The organism is Fibrobacter sp. UWH5, assembly GCF_900142505.1.
GTDB lineage: Bacteria > Fibrobacterota > Fibrobacteria > Fibrobacterales > Fibrobacteraceae > Fibrobacter.
Window position 1 is genome coordinate 37,285 of record NZ_FRBB01000011.1, and the last position, 18,154, is coordinate 55,438.

The 18,154-nt window shown below is 47.9% G+C and carries 19 protein-coding genes; 12 read left to right on the plus strand and 7 right to left on the minus strand.

What is annotated here, in order from left to right; translation table 11 throughout:
- Window positions 1-36 precede the first annotated feature (36 nt).
- Together BUB38_RS09965 and BUB38_RS09970 are read right to left on the minus strand one after the other, a co-directional pair.
- The gene (locus tag BUB38_RS09965) at window positions 37-789 is read right to left on the minus strand and encodes a tyrosine-protein phosphatase (protein WP_073160109.1); all 753 of its coding nucleotides are present in this window, start codon (window positions 787-789) and stop codon (window positions 37-39) included.
- 35 nt (window positions 790-824) lie between these two features.
- The gene (locus BUB38_RS09970; RefSeq protein ID WP_073160111.1) at window positions 825-2,273 is read right to left on the minus strand and encodes a MocR-like pyridoxine biosynthesis transcription factor PdxR; all 1,449 of its coding nucleotides are present in this window, start codon (window positions 2,271-2,273) and stop codon (window positions 825-827) included.
- Window positions 2,274-2,390: 117 nt separating this feature from the next.
- Between BUB38_RS09970 and pdxS the strand changes: the two genes are divergently transcribed.
- The 6 genes from pdxS (at window position 2,391) to BUB38_RS10000 (ending at window position 8,017) form a co-directional block, all read left to right on the plus strand.
- Window positions 2,391-3,281, plus strand: a complete 891-nt coding sequence (gene pdxS, locus BUB38_RS09975) for a pyridoxal 5'-phosphate synthase lyase subunit PdxS (protein ID WP_073160113.1) — start codon at window positions 2,391-2,393, stop codon at window positions 3,279-3,281.
- A 44-nt stretch (window positions 3,282-3,325) separates the two neighbouring features.
- Window positions 3,326-3,934 carry a pyridoxal 5'-phosphate synthase glutaminase subunit PdxT gene (gene pdxT / locus BUB38_RS09980; RefSeq protein WP_073160215.1) on the plus strand — a complete coding sequence of 203 codons (609 nt, stop codon included), beginning with the start codon at window positions 3,326-3,328 and terminating at the stop codon, window positions 3,932-3,934.
- A gap of 37 nt (window positions 3,935-3,971) precedes the next feature.
- Window positions 3,972-5,342, plus strand: coding sequence for a sodium:solute symporter family protein (locus tag BUB38_RS09985; protein ID WP_073160115.1), 1,371 nt, complete (start codon window positions 3,972-3,974; stop codon window positions 5,340-5,342).
- 93 nt (window positions 5,343-5,435) lie between these two features.
- Complete coding sequence (locus tag BUB38_RS09990) at window positions 5,436-6,380, plus strand: LysR family transcriptional regulator (protein WP_073160117.1); 945 nt, start codon at window positions 5,436-5,438, stop codon at window positions 6,378-6,380.
- 25 nt (window positions 6,381-6,405) lie between these two features.
- Window positions 6,406-7,161 carry a tRNA threonylcarbamoyladenosine dehydratase gene (locus BUB38_RS09995; protein ID WP_073160119.1) on the plus strand — a complete coding sequence of 252 codons (756 nt, stop codon included), beginning with the start codon at window positions 6,406-6,408 and terminating at the stop codon, window positions 7,159-7,161.
- Window positions 7,154-8,017 carry a tRNA lysidine(34) synthetase gene (locus tag BUB38_RS10000; RefSeq protein WP_073160121.1) on the plus strand — a complete coding sequence of 288 codons (864 nt, stop codon included), beginning with the start codon at window positions 7,154-7,156 and terminating at the stop codon, window positions 8,015-8,017. Before BUB38_RS09995 ends, BUB38_RS10000 begins: the two co-directional genes overlap by 8 nt.
- A 16-nt stretch (window positions 8,018-8,033) precedes the next feature.
- Here the strand turns inward: BUB38_RS10000 and bioD are convergent, their stop codons facing one another.
- Window positions 8,034-8,735 (minus strand): dethiobiotin synthase, encoded by a 702-nt coding sequence (gene bioD, locus BUB38_RS10005; RefSeq protein WP_073160123.1) that lies wholly within the window; start codon window positions 8,733-8,735, stop codon window positions 8,034-8,036.
- Window positions 8,736-8,771: 36 nt separating this feature from the next.
- A complete protein-coding gene (locus BUB38_RS10010; RefSeq protein ID WP_073160125.1) occupies window positions 8,772-10,073 on the minus strand; it encodes an aminotransferase class I/II-fold pyridoxal phosphate-dependent enzyme in 1,302 nt (433 codons plus the stop codon).
- Between the two features lie 116 nt (window positions 10,074-10,189).
- Between BUB38_RS10010 and BUB38_RS10015 the strand changes: the two genes are divergently transcribed.
- Genes BUB38_RS10015 through BUB38_RS10025 form a run of 3 tightly spaced genes read left to right on the plus strand, consistent with a single transcriptional unit; the run spans window position 10,190 to window position 13,471 of the window.
- Complete coding sequence (locus BUB38_RS10015) at window positions 10,190-10,771, plus strand: TetR/AcrR family transcriptional regulator (protein ID WP_073237032.1); 582 nt, start codon at window positions 10,190-10,192, stop codon at window positions 10,769-10,771.
- 47 nt (window positions 10,772-10,818) lie between these two features.
- Window positions 10,819-12,072 (plus strand): beta-ketoacyl-ACP synthase II, encoded by a 1,254-nt coding sequence (fabF, locus tag BUB38_RS10020; RefSeq protein ID WP_073160129.1) that lies wholly within the window; start codon window positions 10,819-10,821, stop codon window positions 12,070-12,072.
- A gap of 40 nt (window positions 12,073-12,112) precedes the next feature.
- Complete coding sequence (locus tag BUB38_RS10025) at window positions 12,113-13,471, plus strand: Na+/H+ antiporter NhaC family protein (RefSeq protein WP_073160217.1); 1,359 nt, start codon at window positions 12,113-12,115, stop codon at window positions 13,469-13,471.
- Window positions 13,472-13,659: 188 nt separating this feature from the next.
- Here BUB38_RS10025 and BUB38_RS10030 read toward each other — a convergent pair whose 3' ends face one another.
- From BUB38_RS10030 to BUB38_RS16065, 3 genes are all read right to left on the minus strand, one after another.
- On the minus strand, window positions 13,660-15,258 hold the full coding sequence (locus tag BUB38_RS10030) for a right-handed parallel beta-helix repeat-containing protein (RefSeq protein WP_073160131.1): 1,599 nt from the start codon (window positions 15,256-15,258) through the stop codon (window positions 13,660-13,662).
- A gap of 103 nt (window positions 15,259-15,361) precedes the next feature.
- Window positions 15,362-15,703: a fibrobacter succinogenes major paralogous domain-containing protein gene (locus BUB38_RS10035; RefSeq protein WP_073160133.1), complete on the minus strand. Its 342-nt coding sequence runs from the start codon at window positions 15,701-15,703 to the stop codon at window positions 15,362-15,364.
- Entirely contained in the window at window positions 15,700-16,260 is a 561-nt protein-coding gene (locus BUB38_RS16065) for an FISUMP domain-containing protein (RefSeq protein ID WP_073160135.1), read from the minus strand. Before BUB38_RS16065 ends, BUB38_RS10035 begins: the two co-directional genes overlap by 4 nt.
- A 94-nt stretch (window positions 16,261-16,354) precedes the next feature.
- Between BUB38_RS16065 and BUB38_RS16070 the strand changes: the two genes are divergently transcribed.
- The 3 genes from BUB38_RS16070 to BUB38_RS10050 all read left to right on the plus strand — a co-directional run bounded on the left by BUB38_RS16070 (window position 16,355) and on the right by BUB38_RS10050 (window position 18,100).
- Window positions 16,355-16,555: a hypothetical protein gene (locus tag BUB38_RS16070; RefSeq protein ID WP_139258394.1), complete on the plus strand. Its 201-nt coding sequence runs from the start codon at window positions 16,355-16,357 to the stop codon at window positions 16,553-16,555.
- Between the two features lie 78 nt (window positions 16,556-16,633).
- A complete protein-coding gene (locus BUB38_RS10045) occupies window positions 16,634-17,470 on the plus strand; it encodes a ZIP family metal transporter (protein ID WP_073160137.1) in 837 nt (278 codons plus the stop codon).
- A 15-nt stretch (window positions 17,471-17,485) separates the two neighbouring features.
- The gene (locus BUB38_RS10050) at window positions 17,486-18,100 is read left to right on the plus strand and encodes a class I SAM-dependent methyltransferase (protein ID WP_073160139.1); all 615 of its coding nucleotides are present in this window, start codon (window positions 17,486-17,488) and stop codon (window positions 18,098-18,100) included.
- Window positions 18,101-18,154: the final 54 nt, after the last annotated feature.

Genomic DNA, 18,154 nt, shown 5'->3' on the forward strand with positions numbered 1-18,154 from the left:
CTCCCGGGTAATGAAATCCGCCTGGGAGTTCTTTTTTTATTGCAGGTAGTATTCCTTCAGTTTCTGGATTTTGTCTTCGGTAAGGCCCAGCTTTAGTTCCATGTACTTTTGCATGGAGCCGAAGTTGGCCTTGATGAAGTCTAGGGCTTTATGCAGGTAATCGGGATTGACGCCAAGGATTGCCTTGATGACGCCTTGATGTTGTTCCGAAAGATTCTGGGACTTGGCGAATTGCAGGGCTGCGTCAATCATGGATTGGTAAGATTCGTTGGACTTGTTGAAATCTTCCATGACGGTCTTTTCGTCTACGCCCAACGCAAACAGAATAAACGCGGCGGCGAGACCTGCGCGGTTCTTGCCCTGGGAGCAGTGCCAAAGAATGGTTCCACCCGGAGTTTTTAGGATGGCATCGAAAATGCCGCTCTTGACGATTTCGATCATCTTTACGGCAACTTCCGGGCTGAAGGTGTTGGGGTTCATGACCTTCACCATGTCCAGGCCGACTTGTGCAGAGGAAGGCTTGTCTGTTTTTTGGGGAAGCTGACCGAGAACATTAAACCAAATGTTTTCTACGCCGGGAATTTCCACGTCCATGGCGCTGCTGCGTTCCGTTTCGGTACGCAAGTCGCAAACCAGTTTCAGATTCTGTCCTTGAAGTTGCTTTACGTCATTTTCGGACGCCTTGGACAAGTTTGCGGAACGGAAAAGAAGATTGCTCTTCACAGTCTTTCCGCTGATAGTTTTAATGCCACCAAGATCGCGTACGTTTGCAACACCTTCAAGTTTCATAAGAATTCCTCTAGATGAAATTCAATGTGTAAAAATTACGATTTTTCAATGGCAACTTCGTACAAAATATTCAATGCTTTTGCGATTTTGTTTTCGGGGAGGTCGGAGTAGTTGATGATGAACTGGTGCTCGCTGGGGGTGGCCTCTGTGTAGTAATCGGAGAGGGCGCCGATGCGAACGCCTTTTTCGTTTGCCTGCTTGCAGAATTCTTCGTCGGAAAGGGGGGTGTCGATTTTCAAGATGAAATGGAGGCCGGCGTCTTCTTCAGCGATGGTGGAGATGGCGGTCAGTTTGCTTTTGCGGATGGCTTGGAGCAATGTGTCGCGGCGGCCGCGGTAGGCGTTGCGCATGCGGTTGATGTGCTTTTCAAAGGAGCCGTCGCTGATGTACTTTGCAAGCACCAGCTGTTCCAAGGTAGAAACGGTGCAGGTGTAGAAGGAAAATTCCTCCTTGTACTTTTGGGCAAGGCTCTTGGGCAGCACCATGTAGCTGATTCGCGCAGAAGATGTAAGAGTCTTGGAGAATGTGTTGATGTAGATGACCTTATCGGATACGTCAATGTTTTGCAGCGTGGAGATAGGGCGACCGGTCATGCGGAATTCGCTATCGTAGTCGTCTTCTACGATGTAGCGGTTGCTGGATTTGGCGGCCCAGCTCAGCAGTTCGTAACGGCGGCTTACAGGCATCACAATACCTGTGGGATAATGATGACTGGGGGAGATGTGAATGACGTCGGTGCAGGTTTCTTCCAACTGGTCGATGATGACTCCGGAGTCGTCCAGCGGAATGAAATTGCAAGTGACATTCATCTTGCGGTAGATTTTTGAAATCTTGCTGTAGCCGGGATCTTCTACGCCGTACTTCTTGTTAAATCCCAGAATCTGGACGATGAGACCGTACAGATAGTCTGTTCCTGCGCCAACGATAATCTGCTCCGGATCCACGTACATATTGCGGAAACCATTGAGCATGTCGGCGATAGCCTTACGCAATGGGTATACGCCTCCGTAGGGAGCGCGTTCCAGAAGTTCCATCTGATTTTCGCAAAGGACCTGTCGTGTGATTTTTGCCCAGGTACTGAAGGGGAACATTTCGGGATTTCCCAAATTGTTGGAGAAGTCCACGAAGTGTTTCTTGGATTGTTTTGCGCTGCGGGATTTTTGAACCAGGGAATCAAATTTCTGAGTGTTGCGAGCTTCGCGGGATTCCTTGAAGTCGTGCTTGATTTCAGTCTGGGCGATTTTCAGTTTGGATACGAAATAGCCTTTGCGAGGTTCCGTGTAGATGTAACCTTCGGCCAGCAATTGGTTGTAGGCGGTTTCTACGGTAATGAGGCTGATGCCCATTTGCTTTGCCAGAGAACGTTTAGACGGTAATTTCTCTTCGGCTTCCAACTTGCCGTTCAGAACATCATTCTTGATACTCTTATAAAGGAAGTGGTAGAGGGTATCGCTGCCCACGTTTTCGATGTTGTAGCTAAGCATTTTTATCTGGTCCTAAACTGGTCTTATTCTGGTCTTGTTAAAATAATAGAAAATTGAATATTTAAAGAGGTCAGTTTTTAGGGTATTTTTGTGCTGTTTTTAAAAGTGAGGTAAAAAATGTCTGAACAGAATTACATTGCAGAACGTTACGAATTGAACAAGAATCTTGCTCAGATGCTGAAGGGTGGTGTGATTATGGACGTAACCACTCCGGAACAGGCAAAGATTGCAGAAGCTGCAGGTGCTTGCGCCGTGATGGCCCTGGAACGTATTCCGGCTGATATCCGTGCTGCCGGTGGCGTGAGCCGTATGAGTGACCCGAAGATGATCAAGGGTATCCAGGAAGCTGTTTCTATTCCGGTGATGGCTAAGTGCCGTATCGGTCATTTTGCCGAAGCTCAGATTCTTGAGGCTATTGAAATTGACTACATCGACGAAAGCGAAGTTCTTTCTCCGGCCGATGATATTTACCACATCAACAAGCGCGATTTCAAGGTTCCCTTCGTTTGCGGTGCCAAGGACTTGGGTGAAGCTCTCCGCCGTATCGAAGAAGGTGCTTCCATGATCCGTACCAAGGGTGAACCGGGTACGGGTGACGTTGTCCAGGCTGTTCGCCACATGCGCTTGATGCAGCAGGAAATCGCTCGCCTCACTTCTATGCGTGAAGACGAACTGTACAACCGCGCCAAGGAACTTCAGGTATCTTACGCTCTGGTAAAGTACGTTCACGATAACGGTAAACTGCCTGTTGTGAACTTCGCCGCTGGTGGCGTGGCAACTCCCGCAGACGCTGCGCTCATGATGCAGCTGGGTGCCGAAGGTGTATTCGTGGGCTCCGGCATTTTTAAGTCCGGCAATCCGGTGAAACGCGCTCAGGCCATCGTGAAGGCTGTCACCAACTACAAGGATGCTAAGCTCATTGCTGAACTTTCCGAAGACCTGGGCGAAGCCATGGTGGGCATCAACGAACAGGAAATCGCACTCCTCATGGCTGAAAGAGGTAAATAATGAGCGATACCAAAACTGTACAGAACCCGGCAGCGGCTCGTCCCCTGCGTATCGGTGTGCTGGCGGTACAAGGTGCGTTTATTGAACACGAACAGATTCTCACAAAGCTTGGCGTAGAGACCTTTGAAATCCGGCAGAAGTCAGACCTGGAAGCTCCCGCAGGATCAAACCGACCTTCGAATCGTCCTTTCGACGGTCTGATTCTCCCCGGTGGCGAAAGCACCGTGCAGGGCAAGCTGTTGCGGGATTTGGATATGTTCGAACCGCTGTTGAGATTGATTCAGGATGGGCTTCCTGTTTTTGGAACCTGCGCCGGTCTCATTCTCTTGGCGGAACGTTTGAGCAATGACGGCAATGTGTATTTCGGTACCTTGCCTGTGACTGTTCGGCGTAATGCCTACGGCCGTCAGCTGGGAAGTTTCTTCGCGGAGCGAGCCTTCCGTGGAATTACGGATGAAGCTACGGTTCCCATGACTTTCATTCGTGCGCCCTTGATCGAAAAAGTTGGGGATGGTGTGGAAATCCTTGCCGAAGTAAAAGGCGAAATCGTTGCTGCCCGCTACAAGAATCAGCTTGGAATTTCTTTCCATCCGGAGCTGAACGAGGACACTCGTATTCACCAGTACTTCGTGGATATGTGCCTTGGGGAATAACCTATATTTCGTCGTGGAATTGTAAGGGAATCTCGCTGTGAAGCTTCTTCTAATATATTTCTTCGTCCTTGGATTTATCTGCATTCGCGATTTATTCAAGGTGAAGAATTTTGATGATTATGTGGTGGCGGGTCGACGTCAGACCGCCCCTTTTGTGTTTACGAGCTTGATGGCCACGGTCCTTGGGGCTAGCGCCACAATCGGTATTGCTGCCCGTGCGGAATCCATCGGCTTTGCGGCGTTCTGGTGGCTTGGTGTAGGTGCCGTCGGCTTCTGGTTTCAGGCTGCTTTTTTAAGCAAGCCAATTCACAATCTTGATGTGCGTACCCTTCCGGAACTTGCGGAAAAAACAGTAGATAGGACTGGCCGAAAATTGGTAGGCCTGATTATTGCTGTTTCCTGGATTGGAATTATTGCGGCTCAGTTTGCTGCGGTAGCTGGATTTATTGGACTGGTGTTAGGTCATGATGCAGGTGCTTTGTCGGTGGTTGTAACGGCGGCCATCGTTATTGTGTACACCTTGCTGGGCGGGCAACTTTCTGTTGTGCGTACTGATGCCTTGCAGTTTGGGATTTTGACGCTGGGTTTTGCTGCTTCCGCGATTTATTTGCTTGGTGGATTTGCGGATGTTTCTGCTGCGATGGCTTTAAATGCGACCGCTTCTGGAATTTCAAATTTTGATTTTTCGTTATTGAATGAAAAGTTTGGTGCTGCTGATCTTGCCATGATGCTTTTTACTGTGGGCGGGGCCTACTTCTTGGGACCCGACGTAATTTCAAGAAACTTGGTGGCGAAAGATGCGGGGGCGGCCCGAAAGGCTGTGGTGGCGGGAAGTTTCGCCATTCTGATTTTTAGCGTGATTATTGTATTGCTGGGAATGTGGGCGGCACAGTATGCTCCTGATGTGGCGGGCTCAAAGACCAATGCCTTGTTCCGTTTGGCTTCTGGCGTTTTGCCTTTGCCCTTGGCTGCGCTTTTGTCGGTGGGGCTTCTTTCGGCGTTGTTGTCTTCTGCAGATACTTGCCTTATAAATTCTGCGGCTATTTTCGGAAGCGACATTTTGAATACCCGCCGCATCGCCGTGGTGAGAATTCTTGTGGTGGTCATTGGTTTGGTTGCCATGGTTTTGGCTTTAGGTGGAAAGGATATTATCGGCCTTTTGACCATGGCTTATTCTGTCTACACGCCGGGAATTGTGGCTCCCTTGGCGGTGGCTGTCATATCCCATAAGAAGTTTGAAATCCGTAAGCCTCTGTGGTACACTGGAGTTTGCCTTGGCGGTTTGTTTGGGCTGATCCCTGCCATATTTTCTTCGGCTGTGAATTTTGTGACGCCTGCATATTTGCCTCATATTGGAATTTTTGTGTCGCTTTTGTTCGCCTTGGCTGGTTTGAAACGTCGAAAATAAGTGTGTTTTTAAAATATTCCTATTGAAACTATAGGGAAATTGAATCTATTTAACTATATTTATTGTAGTTTGAATTTGTTATCTGGAGAAATCATGACCCTTCAACAACTTCGCTACGCCATTGGGATCGCAAAAGTTGGCTCCTTCAACAAGGCCGCTGAAGCCCTGTTTATTTCCCAGCCTTCTTTGACTGCGGCTATCCACGACCTGGAAGATGAAATTGGCATCATGATTTTTAATCGCTCCAGTCGCGGTGTGACCCTCACTCCCGAGGGTGAAGAATTCATTGCCCACGCCAACGAGCTTTACCACCATTACGAAACCATCCAGGAACGTTACAGCAAGGAAGAACAGAAGAAGAAAAAGTTTGCTGTTTCGACCCAGCATTATTCCTTTGCCGTGAAGTCTTTCGTGGAAATGGTGAAAAAGTTCAACATTGATGATTACGAATTTGCCCTTCGCGAAACCAAGACCAAGGATGTCATCGATGACGTTACCGGCCTGCGCAGCGAAATCGGTATTTTGTACCTTAGCGATTTTAATCGCAAGTACATCAACTATCTGTTGAAGGAACACGACCTGGAATTCCATAAGCTTATTGATTGCCATGCCTTTGCCTACATGTGGAAAAATCATCCGCTGGCAAATAAGAAGTCGGTGAACCTGGATGATCTTTCCCAATACCCCTGCCTTTCTTTTGAGCAGAGCGAAAGCGGTAACTATTATTTCGCTGAAGAAATTTTAAGTACAAATGAATATCATAAGACCATCAAGGCCAATGACCGTGCCACCATGCTGAACTTGATGGTGGGCCTGAATGGTTACACTCTCTGCTCCGGCATTATCAGCGAAGAAATCAACGGATCCGATTATGTGGCTGTTCCCTTTAAGGATGCCAAGGGCGAAGATGACCGTACCATGGAAATCGGCTACATTACTAAGAAGAACTTTATGCTCAGCACCATTTGCCGAATCTATATTCGCGAATTGGAAGAGTATCTGCAGGCATATACTTCTGGGAAGGCAGTTCAGGAATAACGGACGTATTTTTTAAATTTACGTCATGCCTCTGAATACCGATATTTTCAATCGCACTATTCGCCTTGTGGGCGATGAAACCATGAATGTCATTGCGCAAAAGCGTGTGATTATTTTTGGTGTTGGCGGCGTGGGAAGTTGGTGCGCCGAAAGCTTGGTGCGTTCAGGTATTCATTACTTGACCATGGTGGACTCCGATAACGTGAGCGTTACCAATGTGAATCGCCAACTTATGGCAACCACGAAGACGGTTGGCCAGGTAAAGGTTGAAGTTTTAAAACAGCGTCTGCTTGAAATTAATCCGGATGCTCAAATTGAGACTCGTGCGGAACTGTATAGCGAAGAAACGGCCGCCTCTTTTCATCTTGAAGATTATGATGTCATTATCGATGCCATCGACAGTCTCGAAAACAAGATGCACTTGATGCTTGCGGCTTCTAAAACAAAGGCCAAGGTCTACGCTTCCATGGGGGCTGCCCTCAAGATGGATCCTACAAAAATCCATGTGGCGGAATTCTGGGATGTAAAGGGGTGCCCGTTGGCCCGCGCCCTTCGCGACAAGTTCAAGAAAAAACAATTGCGCCCGTCTAAAAAAATCAAGTGCGTGTACAGCGAGGAACTGCTGAAAAATTTAGGTGGCATTCCCGAAAATGATGGCGCTCCTGCAGAGTTTCACAAGGTGGCCTATAACGGGACCATGGCCCACGCCGTGGCTATTTTCGGTTTTACCATTGCCGGCTTGGTGATGCAGGATATTTGCGGGGGGCAGCGGAATGGCTAAGCGTGAACTTACGTATGTGCAGAAAGTGGAACGGAGCATTTCGACCACTTATCGTGAACGTCTGTGGACGCCCTTCATTAATGCCATTAAAACCTACAGGCTGATTGAGGAAGGGGACCGCATTGCAGTCTGCATTTCTGGCGGCAAGGATTCCATGCTGCTGGCGAAACTGATGCAGATGCTGCAGCGTCATAGCGATTGCAATTTTGAAATTCAGTTTTTGGTGATGGATCCCGGATACAATGCCGAAAACCGCGCCCAGATTGTGAAGAATGCCGCTCTTCTGGAAATCCCCATCCAGATTTTTGATACCAATATTTTTGATGTGACCTACAAGACCGAAAAGTCGCCTTGCTATTTGTGCGCCAAGATGCGCCGTGGTCATTTGTATCGCATGGCTATGGATGCGGGCTGCAACAAGATTGCCTTGGGCCATCATTTTTCGGATGTTATCGAAACTACGGTTTTGGGCATGTTTTATGGCTCGCAATTGCAGGGTATGATGCCGAAACTTCGTAGTCAGAATTTTGAGGGCATGGAACTCATTCGCCCCATGTACTGTATTCACGAGCAGGATATTATTGCCTGGCGTAACTATAACGAACTTGAATTTATCCAGTGTGCCTGCCGCCTTACTTTAAACACGGTGGTGAACGACGATGGTTCCAGCAACAGCAAGCGCAAGGAAATCAAGGAGCTGCTGAAGAATCTGAAGAAGATCAACCCCAATATCGAAAAGAGTATCTTCAACAGCATCCATGCGGTTTGCATTGAAACATTCCCGGGCTATAAAGCCAACGGGGAGCAGCATTCCTTCCTGGAATGGTTTGATGAAAATAGAAATATATTAGACTAGTACAGCTGACTTTTAATTAAAAGGGGGCGGTGCCTAGGTCGGTATCGCCTTCTTTTATTTTTGCAAGAATGGGAAGTCCAGTCAGTTCCTGCATCATGAAGATGTTGTCGTCTTCCATTTGCATGTTGCCGCTGATACCGTAACGGTTTACGATGATGCCTCGGATTTGAAGACCGCGGGCTCTTGCGTATTCCACTGTCAGAACGCAGGAATTGATACTGCCTAGGGCTGCCGTGGTGACAATCAGCAGAGGAAGATTCAGTTCCTTCATGATGTCGGTCAGGAACAGCTTTTGAGGCTCGCTGGATTTGCCGCTAGTTGCGTCTGCGTTGGGGGTATCGTAACGGATGGGACAGATGATGCCACCGCTTCCCTCGGCGAAAATGAAATCATGTCGGTGGGAGGCTTTGTCAAAGTCGGCACGGACTTGCGGGAGTTCTACGGGATTACCTTCCATGCGGGTGGCGAGATGCGGGGAAACGGGTTCCTTGTAGACGTAGCTGACCAATTCTTCCTGAGTGTCGGGGAGGTTGGCGATTCGTTTTACGTAGTCGGCGTCGCCGGCGATCCATTTGCCGTCGCGTAGTTCAGCTCCGCTGAGGGCTGCCTTATAGTAGCCTGCATCAATTCCTGAGTCACGCCATTTTTTTACGAGAAGGGCGGTTACAAAAGTTTTGCCGACGTCGGTTCCTGTTGCTGTTACGAAATAACCATTCATAGTTAGTAAGAAGTAGACGGTAGAAAGTTGGTAGTTTTAGTGGGGGCGGGTTAGGACTGCAGCGATTGCCGTTGCTGCGTCTTGTAATTCTTCTTTCGTGTGAGTGGCCATGAGGCTGGCGCGCAAACGAGCCTGGCCCTTGGCTACGGTGGGGTAGCGGATGGCGGGGATCAAGATTCCCTTTTCCAGAAGTTCTGCGGAGGCGCGGAGGGCTGCGGCTTCGTCACCAATGATAATGGGGATGATGGCGGATTGCGGGGCGATTGCAGATTGGTTGCTGTCGGGAATCGCTCCGGCCTTCTGAAGAGCGTCCCAGAAAATTTTCACATTTTCTTGAAGTTGCAAAACGCGTTCCGGATGGTTTTCGATGAACTTCAGATTGTTTGCGGCGGCTTGTGCCATGGCTGGGGACATGGCAGTGGTGAAAATAAAACTGCGAGCCTTGTTGCGTAAAAAGTCTATGAGTTTCTGCTTGCCCACAACGAAACCGCCTTCGCATCCAATGGCTTTGCTCAAGGTGCCTACGGTAACATCGGCGTGCTCGCAGGGAATGCCCATGTCGTTAAAATGTTCTGCAAGGCCGCGGCCTGTTTTGCCGATAACACCTGTGGCATGGGCTTCGTCGATCATCAGGAGGCAATTGTTTTCTTTTGCGATTTTTTGCAATTTCGGAAGATTTGCTAAATCGCCATCCATGCTGAAAACAGCGTCGGTTACGATGAGGAGGCGGGTTGCTACTTTTTCGTAGGGCTGTGCTGCGCGGGCTTCGCTAATGACTCGTTGTAGGTCTGCCATGTCATTGTGCTTATAGACAATACATTTGGCTTTTGAAAGTCGGATGCCATCGATGATGCTGGCGTGATTCAGTTCGTCACTAAAGACGATACATTCGCTGATTATTTTTGACGGGATGCCGTTTTCGTCTTGACGTTCATAAACCTGTTTGCTGCATAGTGCCGAGATTACTCCGACATTTGCCATGTAGCCGGTGCCAAACGTAATGGCAGCTTCTTCGCCCTTAAAGTCGGCCAGGGCGCTTTCCAGTTCTTCGTGGGGAGTCTTGTTTCCTGTGGTAAGGCGTGCGCCGCCGCTACCTGTGCCCCATTTCAAAACGGCGTCGGCTGCGGCCTTCTTAAGAGAAGGCTCGTTGCATAAATCCAGATAGGAATTGGAGGCGAGAAGAAGAGTGCTCTTTACTGTATCGGACGCGTTTTGCGCGCCTGCAGCAATTTGAACGTGACTGGCTTCGGGACTTTCTAAAAGTCGCATGGTTCGGTAGGTGTGAGCCTCTTGCATACCCTGCAAAACATCATCTGTAAAATCGTTAAGAATTGACATGTTTTACCTTAAGCCAACGTTTTTGTTTAATGAATTTAGAAAACTCTCGGCGTGGTATTTTGAAGTTTTGTTGACAAAGAACGGACGAAGAGATTATAATTATACAGATGCAAAAAATGAAAGAAAATTCACGGGTTCTAAAGACGAAGAAAGTCCTGAAAGGAGCGGTTGTCGACTTGCTTAAGGAAGGTGATGCTTCCTTGATCAACGTCTGCTCTATTTGTGAGAGGGCAAAAGTTAACCGCACGACTTTTTATAATCACTATCAGGATAAAGATTCTCTGCTTGAAGAAATGGTGCTTGACACGGTTGACGCCTCCTGTGATTTTATGAAGGCCTTTTTAGAAAAGAACAATCCTGGCCTCGCCATGACGCGCATGCTTCAATACTATCGCGACAATGACGGATTTTTCTTAACCTTGATGAAGACGGATTATGGCGGAACTTTTGTAAAGCTGATGATTGAAACTATCTGGAAGCAGAACTGTCACTGGTATAAGGAAAAAGGGGCTGCCTTGAATGATTACGTTTATTATCGCATTGTGTTCAAGGTGTCGGGAATTATTTACATGATTATTCACTGGCTTGAAGAAGGTGCGAAAATATCTCTTCCCACGATGTCCAGTTATATAATTAGTTTCATTGCCGGAAAACCAACAAAGCAATACCCAAGTGTTGACTTAAAGAAAAAAAGTTAAAATCAACAAGGTGTTGAAAATGGTAAATCTGTAGTATCTTTCTTTAAATGGAAAAAAGAAGAGTTGTTATTACAGGTATGGGTGCTGTTTCACCTCTCGGTCACAATGTAGGCGAATTGTGGAATGCCATTAAGAATTGTAAATGTGGTATTGAAAGGATAACTCTTTTTGATCCGACTTCTAACCCGGTGCAGATTGCGGCCGAGGTGAAAAATTTTAATCCTGCTGACCATGGAATTTCTCCGAAGAAGGCTTCTCGCATGGGACGCTTTACTCAGTTCCTTCTGGCGGCTTCCCATGAGGCTGTGAGGGATGCGAATCTTAGCCGTGAAATTCTTGAAGATGAAAAGACGGGTGTCATTGCGGGAAGTGCGATTGGCGGCATGGATGTAATTGACCAGTCCTTCAATCTGTATGTGGAATCCGGAAAAAGAAAAATTTCTCCGTTTGATGTGGCGAGACTTATTCCCAATGAATGTGTCGCCAACGTTTCTATGGAGCTGGGGATTACAGGTTGCGCCTGGGTGGTTTCGTCTGCCTGTGCTTCGGGGACGGACGCGGTGGGAACCGCTCTCAAGGCCATCCGCTATGGCGATCTGGATGTCTGTCTTGCCGGTGGTGCAGAAAGCTGCGTTACGGATTATGCTATTAAGGGCTTTGCCAGTATGCGGGCCCTGACGACCCATTTTAACGATTGTCCGCAAAAGGCTTCCCGCCCCTTTGATAAGGCTCGCTCTGGATTTGTAATGGGGGAAGGTGGTGCAGTTTTGGTTCTAGAAGAACTTGAACATGCCAAGGCCCGCGGGGCAAAAATTTATGCGGAGTTGGCCGGCTATGGTGCAAGCGCCGATGCCTATCATATTACTTCACCAAGGCCCAATGGTGATATGTGCGCCAGGGCTGTACGCCATGCCTTGCGTGATGCGGGTGTTCTCGCCGAGGATGTCGATTACTACAATGCTCACGGAACTTCTACCGTGATGAATGACTCGACGGAATCTCAAATGCTGCTGAATGTTTTTGGTAATCATGCTAAAATGAAAATGAAAATTTCCAGCACCAAGGGGATGACGGGCCATTGCATTGGTGCCGCTGGCGCTTTGGAAGCGGTGGTTTCGACCATGGCCATTCATGATTCCTTCTATCCTGCGAATATCAATTGCGATAACCAGGATGAGGCCTGCGATATCAACCTGGTGGATGGTAAGGGTTTTGCTGGGAATATCGATTGTGCGGTTTCTGCTTCGCTTGGCTTTGGCGGACACAACGGCGCCTTGGTTCTGAAAAAATTCAAGGGCTAGCGATTTTCTAAATTGATAGTCCTTTTTGAGGGCTGTTGATTTGGTTGAATTAATTATTCTTGCTGTTTTCTGCGTAGCGTTGTTTGCGTCCCTTTTGACGGGCGCTCCTTTGCTGTACGCGCTGGCCTTTGGGCTGGTACTTTTTGCGGGCTACGGTGTGCGTTGTTGCGGCCTTCGCGAAACTTTGAAAATGTGCTGGAATGGCGTGAAGACGGCCCGCGGCATTCTGCTGTTGTTTGTTCTGCTGGGACTCTTGACTTCTATGTGGCGTGCTGCGGGAACGATCCCTACGGTGGTCAGTTTTGCGGTGGAATTGATTCGTCCTGAAATTTTTGTGCTGCTGACTTTCGTGTTGAATTCCGCCATGTCCCTCTTGACGGGGACGGCTCTCGGAACTGCGGCCACCATGGGCGTGATTTGTGCGACTATCGGACGTTCCATGGGGATGGATGGCGTTTCGGATTCGGCGTGGGTCGGCGGCGCTGTTTTGGCAGGCATCTATTTCGGTAATAGAATTTCTCCCATTTCATCCATGGCGCTTTTGACTGCGGGAATTACGAAGACGGATATTTACCAGAACATCCGTGATATGGTAAGGACCACTTGGTTGCCGTTCTTGATGAGCTGTGTGGTTTATTTTGCGGCTGGGATGAATGTTGATGTTACAGCCGGTGTTGCGGGTGCTTCGGGTGTTGTAGGGGCTTCCGGGGTCCCGAATGTTGCTGAACTTTTTGCCAAGGATTTTTCGCTGTCATTGTGGAGCCTTATGCCGGCTGCGGTGATTGTCGTGCTTTCTGTAGCCCGTGTACGTACTAGTCTTGTGCTGCTGTGGAGTTCTGCTTCGGCTTTTGTTTTAGCGCTTGTAATTGAAAATCAGACTTTTATTGATTTGCTTAAATCAATCATTTTGGGTTATAAAACAACTGTTCCCGAAATTGCCAAGATGGTAAATGGGGGAGGTCTTCTCTCCATAGTAAATGTTTTCTTGATTGTTGTAATCGCAGGTTGTTGTGGCGGCATATTTAAAGGTACGTCGTTGCTTCAACCTGTCAAATCAAGAATCGAAAAAATGTCCCAAAATACCAATCCCTTTGTGGCTACTTTGGCTTGTGCGTCTCTGGTGTCCTGCGTAGTCTGCAATCAGACCCTCACCATCATTTTGACAAACCAGATGACAGAAAATCTAGGTGCCAAAAATCAGGCGCTGAACCTTTATGATACGGCTGTTACAGTGATTGCGTTGGTGCCTTGGTCTGTAGCCACGGTCATCGTGTTGAATGCGGTACAGGCACCCAATAGCGCTGTTCTTTGCGCTTGCTTTTTATATCTGGTGCCGGTTTGTAGAGTGATGATTGGGCTGTGTGGGAAAAAAGGCGGTGTAAACGGAGATTTTTTCTAATTTCCACTGCCTTTTTGTTATTTTGTTTGTGTTTTTAGCCCTTGATGGGAACGGAAAATGTGTTTTAGGAGGCTTTGGACCTTTGAAAAACCTGTTTTTATCCGCTTGATTTAGTGTAACGTAATGAAAAGGCGGTGAAAAAGGCTTGTTTTTGCCTGTTTCCACCGCCTTTTTGACGCTACTCGATTTTATTTCGCGATTAGGTATTGTGAATTTCTCTTTAGAGTTTCTGCGATGGATCTTCCGTGCAGTTGCTCTGCTTGAAATTTACCCTGGTAGCGGCCTTGCAGGTCGAAGACCGTGACGTTCCCCCATATACGCGGAGACTTGGCGATGCTCTTTGCAATGGGCTTTATGCTGCTAGTGGAACTGAGACCGTATTCATAAGCACCCAAATCTGGAGCTTTACCTGTAAATTCCAATCCCACATCTTCGCCCTTGTCAATAGCGCGGCTGCCTTTTTTCAACCTCAAGAAGCCCACGTAGGGAATGCTTCCGTCAGCATTTCTAGGTCCTAAAATTCCAGGAATCTTGGAAAGGTCTTCGCCTGTTACAGTCATGCTGGGGTCGTCAAGACTTTCGAAATCAGATTCGTCTAAATCCAGTTTTAAGTTCCAGGTATTATTTTCGCCTGCGGCACAATCTTCGTCATGTCCCTTGTCGCTGTCATCGATTTTTACCCAGCATACACCAACTTGGGAATTCAAATTTGGGAAAGCAATGTTGTTTTTCAGTACATGAGCGTTATCGCCCGTCAATACGGCAACATCGGCGAGACGGTGACCTTCTGCATCGAATGTGGTAGATGCCATGTTGAAAGCACGTTGTTCATTTTTGAATGACGTGTTGTTGACCCACTGAGTTCCTGCGCCTGTGTAGTTTGCGTAAAAACCGAAGGTTTCGTTTTTCCAGGCAACGCTGTTTCGAATGATATGGTGTCCGCCGCCAAATGTGCTTTCGCCCATCTTGAATCCGGAACCGTTTCCGTTTTTCGGCATCTTTGTACCATAGTCACTGTAACCGCTTCCCATGGCGTAGCTGTTTTCTACAACAACAGGAAATTCCTGATTGATAAAGTCGTAGGCGTCGTCGCTGTTCCACCAGGAACGGCAACCGAAAAATTTTGTGGTGTCGCCGTCATACTGATAATGTACGCCAAAGCCGTCGGCATTTTCACCATCGCCCTGACGACCTGTTGGGTCGTAATTGTCATGGGCATCACAATTCAAGAATAGATGGCCACCGCCGTTGAGCCCTCTTCCGCCTTCGTTCACGAAGAATCCCGGACCCGCATTGTGATGGCTTTCCATCTGTTCCAAAATCACATGTTTGCATCGGGTAACGTAAACGCCCGAATTGGAATTATGCTTCATGGGAACGTTGCGAACTTCGATTCCCTTCAGGTGCAAGTAGCTGGCGTAAATCAAAATGCCTGCAGTGTATTCCAGATCCGTAGATGACGTGGTTTTGTCAAGAGCCTGGCCAATGGGAAGGTTGGTGCCGTCGAAAATAGGACGTTCTCCAGGGTAAGCGAAATAGTGAATGCGCTTGTCGTCGCTTTCACCGCTGGTGGTTAACAAAACTCCTGCAGACATTCTGGCGCGTTCGCAATAGGATGTGTCTCGCATTTCGTAGACGCCGCCGCGAATCCATACGGTATCGCCGGGAGTTACCACGGAGTTAGCCTGTTTCAGTGTGGCGAAAGGCTTTTCCTTCGTTCCCTTGCTTTTGTCATTACCGTCAACGGCTACATAATAGGTTGCACCAAATGCCTGGACTGCGGTCAAGGCTGACGCTAGTACGAATGCGAATCTTTTGTCCGTAAATACCTCCATTCTTTATTTGTATTATAAAAAAATAGGAGGGTGTTGTCGGAGGATTAAAGTCAAACTAGTTGGATTCGTCCTTGAGACAGCGGACGGATTCTCCAGACGTCTTTAAATGACCCCTATTCATGATTGGGACGTAGTAAGCAAACTCATCAACGTGGTAACCATAAAAGTCTTGGTAGTTGAAATGTGTTGTGCCAAAATCCATCGTAGTAATGAAGATTGCGTTGTGTGGGTCGTTTCTAAACAGACCGTTGTTTTTTGAACTATTGGAGTTTGATAATGTTTTGAAGCGAATTCCTGCAGACAGTACGTTAAATCCGGTCAGGTTTAAACTTGGTTGTGCTGCAGGCAGTTTTGTGTCCGGGTGAATTTTGTTTTCCCAAAGAGAGTCTGATTTCATCTGGACGTCATAGGGAACTTGTGGATTCCGCCGCCGCACCAACTGGAGTCAACTCTAAAATTCAGATTCTGGGCCATCCAGGTTTGTTCTCCGATGGTGACCATCTTATAAACTTGCCTATCGCGGGGATCGGTGAAATAGTCGTAAAGTTTGCCGTTTTCGCAAAGCTGAACTTCCTTGTCGTAGACGATGCCTGCGCACACGTCCTTGATTTCTCCCTCGTCGCAGATCTGAGTGTTGGCGTCATAGGATCTGCCGTTGCAAATAGCAGGATAAAGAACCTGAGAAGAATCACCGCAGGTAAGGGTGACTGAACCGTCTCCGTTGTCTTTGGAAGTGCAGTCAATGATGGTGTCGTTGACAGTGACTGTGTCGTTGACTGTGACCGTGTCGCTTGAAGAAATGGTGTCGCGGATGCTTACTGTATCGCGGACATAGACCGTGTCGATTCTGGTGAATTCTTTTTGTTCAGAATCGGCGGCAGAATTGACGCTGGTGGAATCGTTGCAGGACGCAAAAAGTAGAGCAGCGGTAACTGCAGCTATATAGAATTCCAAACACCTTATGTAGGCAAAGATAGAAAAAAGAAAAGCTGTTAAAGGGGTGTCCTGATGCTGGCTGTGACTTCTGGAATTTGCTTTAGTTGGTACTATGGAATTGTATTTTGCTAATTTAGATATTATGAAAAAATTGGGGATATTTCGTCTGTGTTGGATGTTTTGTTCGGCTGAAAAGACCAAGGAAATTCAACAAAGACGCATGGACAATGACCGCGCCTCGAAAAGTGGTTATTTGGGTGTGGCCCTTGTTTCTCCTTTTGTTGTCAAAGAAAAGGAACTGATGGGGTGCTGAAATCTGGATGAACTACGCAAATTTTGTGGGCTTCAAATTTGAGGTCCGTTTTGGAACTTATATCTTGTAGGACTCTCTATGGACATTTCTCATTACCTGCCTGTGATTTATGGAATCGGGGTTCCCTTCTTGGGGACGGTTCTTGGTGCGGCCTGCGTGTTCTTTATGAAGGGAAATTTGCGCCCCAAGGTGCAGCGTGGCATGATGGCATTTGCTGCGGGCGTGATGGTGGCGGCTTCTGTGTGGAGCTTGTTGCTACCTTCCATTGAGTCGTCGGGTGATTACGGCAAACTTGCTTTTGTTCCGCCGGTGGCTGGATTTTGGGCGGGCATTCTTCTGCTTTTCTTGATTGACAAGATTACTCCCCATTTGCATTTGGGTAGCGATTCGCCGGAAGGCCCGCGGGTGAAAATGAAACGCACGACAATGCTTGCGTTGGCGGTGACGATCCATAACATTCCCGAAGGAATGGCTATTGGTGTGGTGTTTGCGGGTTGGCTTGCTGGTATCAGCGGGGCAGTTGGTGCTGGCGATGTGGCAAGTGCGGGTGCTGCGGGAGGAATTTCCTTGGCGTCGGCGGTGGCGGTTTCTGTGGGTATGGCCTTGCAGAACTTTCCGGAAGGCGCGATCATTTCGCTGCCTTTGCGTGCGGAGGGCGAGACTCGCCTGAAGTCATTTGGACTTGGCTTTATTTCTGCGGTGGCGGAAGCAGGTGCTGCGGTGATTACCATTCTTCTGGCTGGTTTTGTTTTGCCGGCGATGCCCTATTTGCTGAGCTTGGCTGCTGGCGCCATGATCTATGTGGTGGTGGAAGAACTTTTACCCGAGGCTAACGAAGGCGTTCACTTTGACGGTGTGACCTTGCTTTTTGCCTTAGGATTCTCCCTGATGATGGTTCTGGACACGGCGCTTTAAATTAAGTTTGGACCTATGTCCAAGTTTTCTGAATATATCGGTAGTCAGTTTGGGAATCCCCGCGGTGTCGTGGGGGCGATTTGTTGCGTCATCATGAATGTCATTAACAGGGCCATGTACAAGAATACGGTGGCTCTTGTGGATGTGAAATCCGACGACAAAATTCTGGACATCGGTTTCGGTAACGGTTGCTTGCTGCAGCGACTCTATGGAAAGTTCAAGTGCGACTTGTACGGCATTGATATTTCCGAAGACATGGTGAATGCCGCCATGGAGCGAAACAAGGTGGCTGCCGATGATGGAAAACTTCACTTGCAAATCGGTGATTGCTGCGACTTGCCTTTTGACGAAGGAATATTTGCGGCGGTTACATCTATCAATACCATCTATTTTTGGAATGATACGGCAAAGGGCCTTTCTGAAATTCGCCACGTGCTGAAACCGGGGGGCATTTTTTACAATGTGGTTTACACCAAGGAATGGCTGGACAAACTTTCCTACACAAAAAAAGGGTTCAAGAAATTTGAACCTGAAGATTTGATTTCGCTGGGGAACAATGCTAACTTTGAAAAGGTGACCGTAAAGGAAATCGTCAAAGGCAAAAGTTTCGTGGTGATGTTCAAAAAATAAAAAACGGCAGGGACTTGCGTTACCAAATCCCTGCCGCGGGCCTTCGCCCATTTT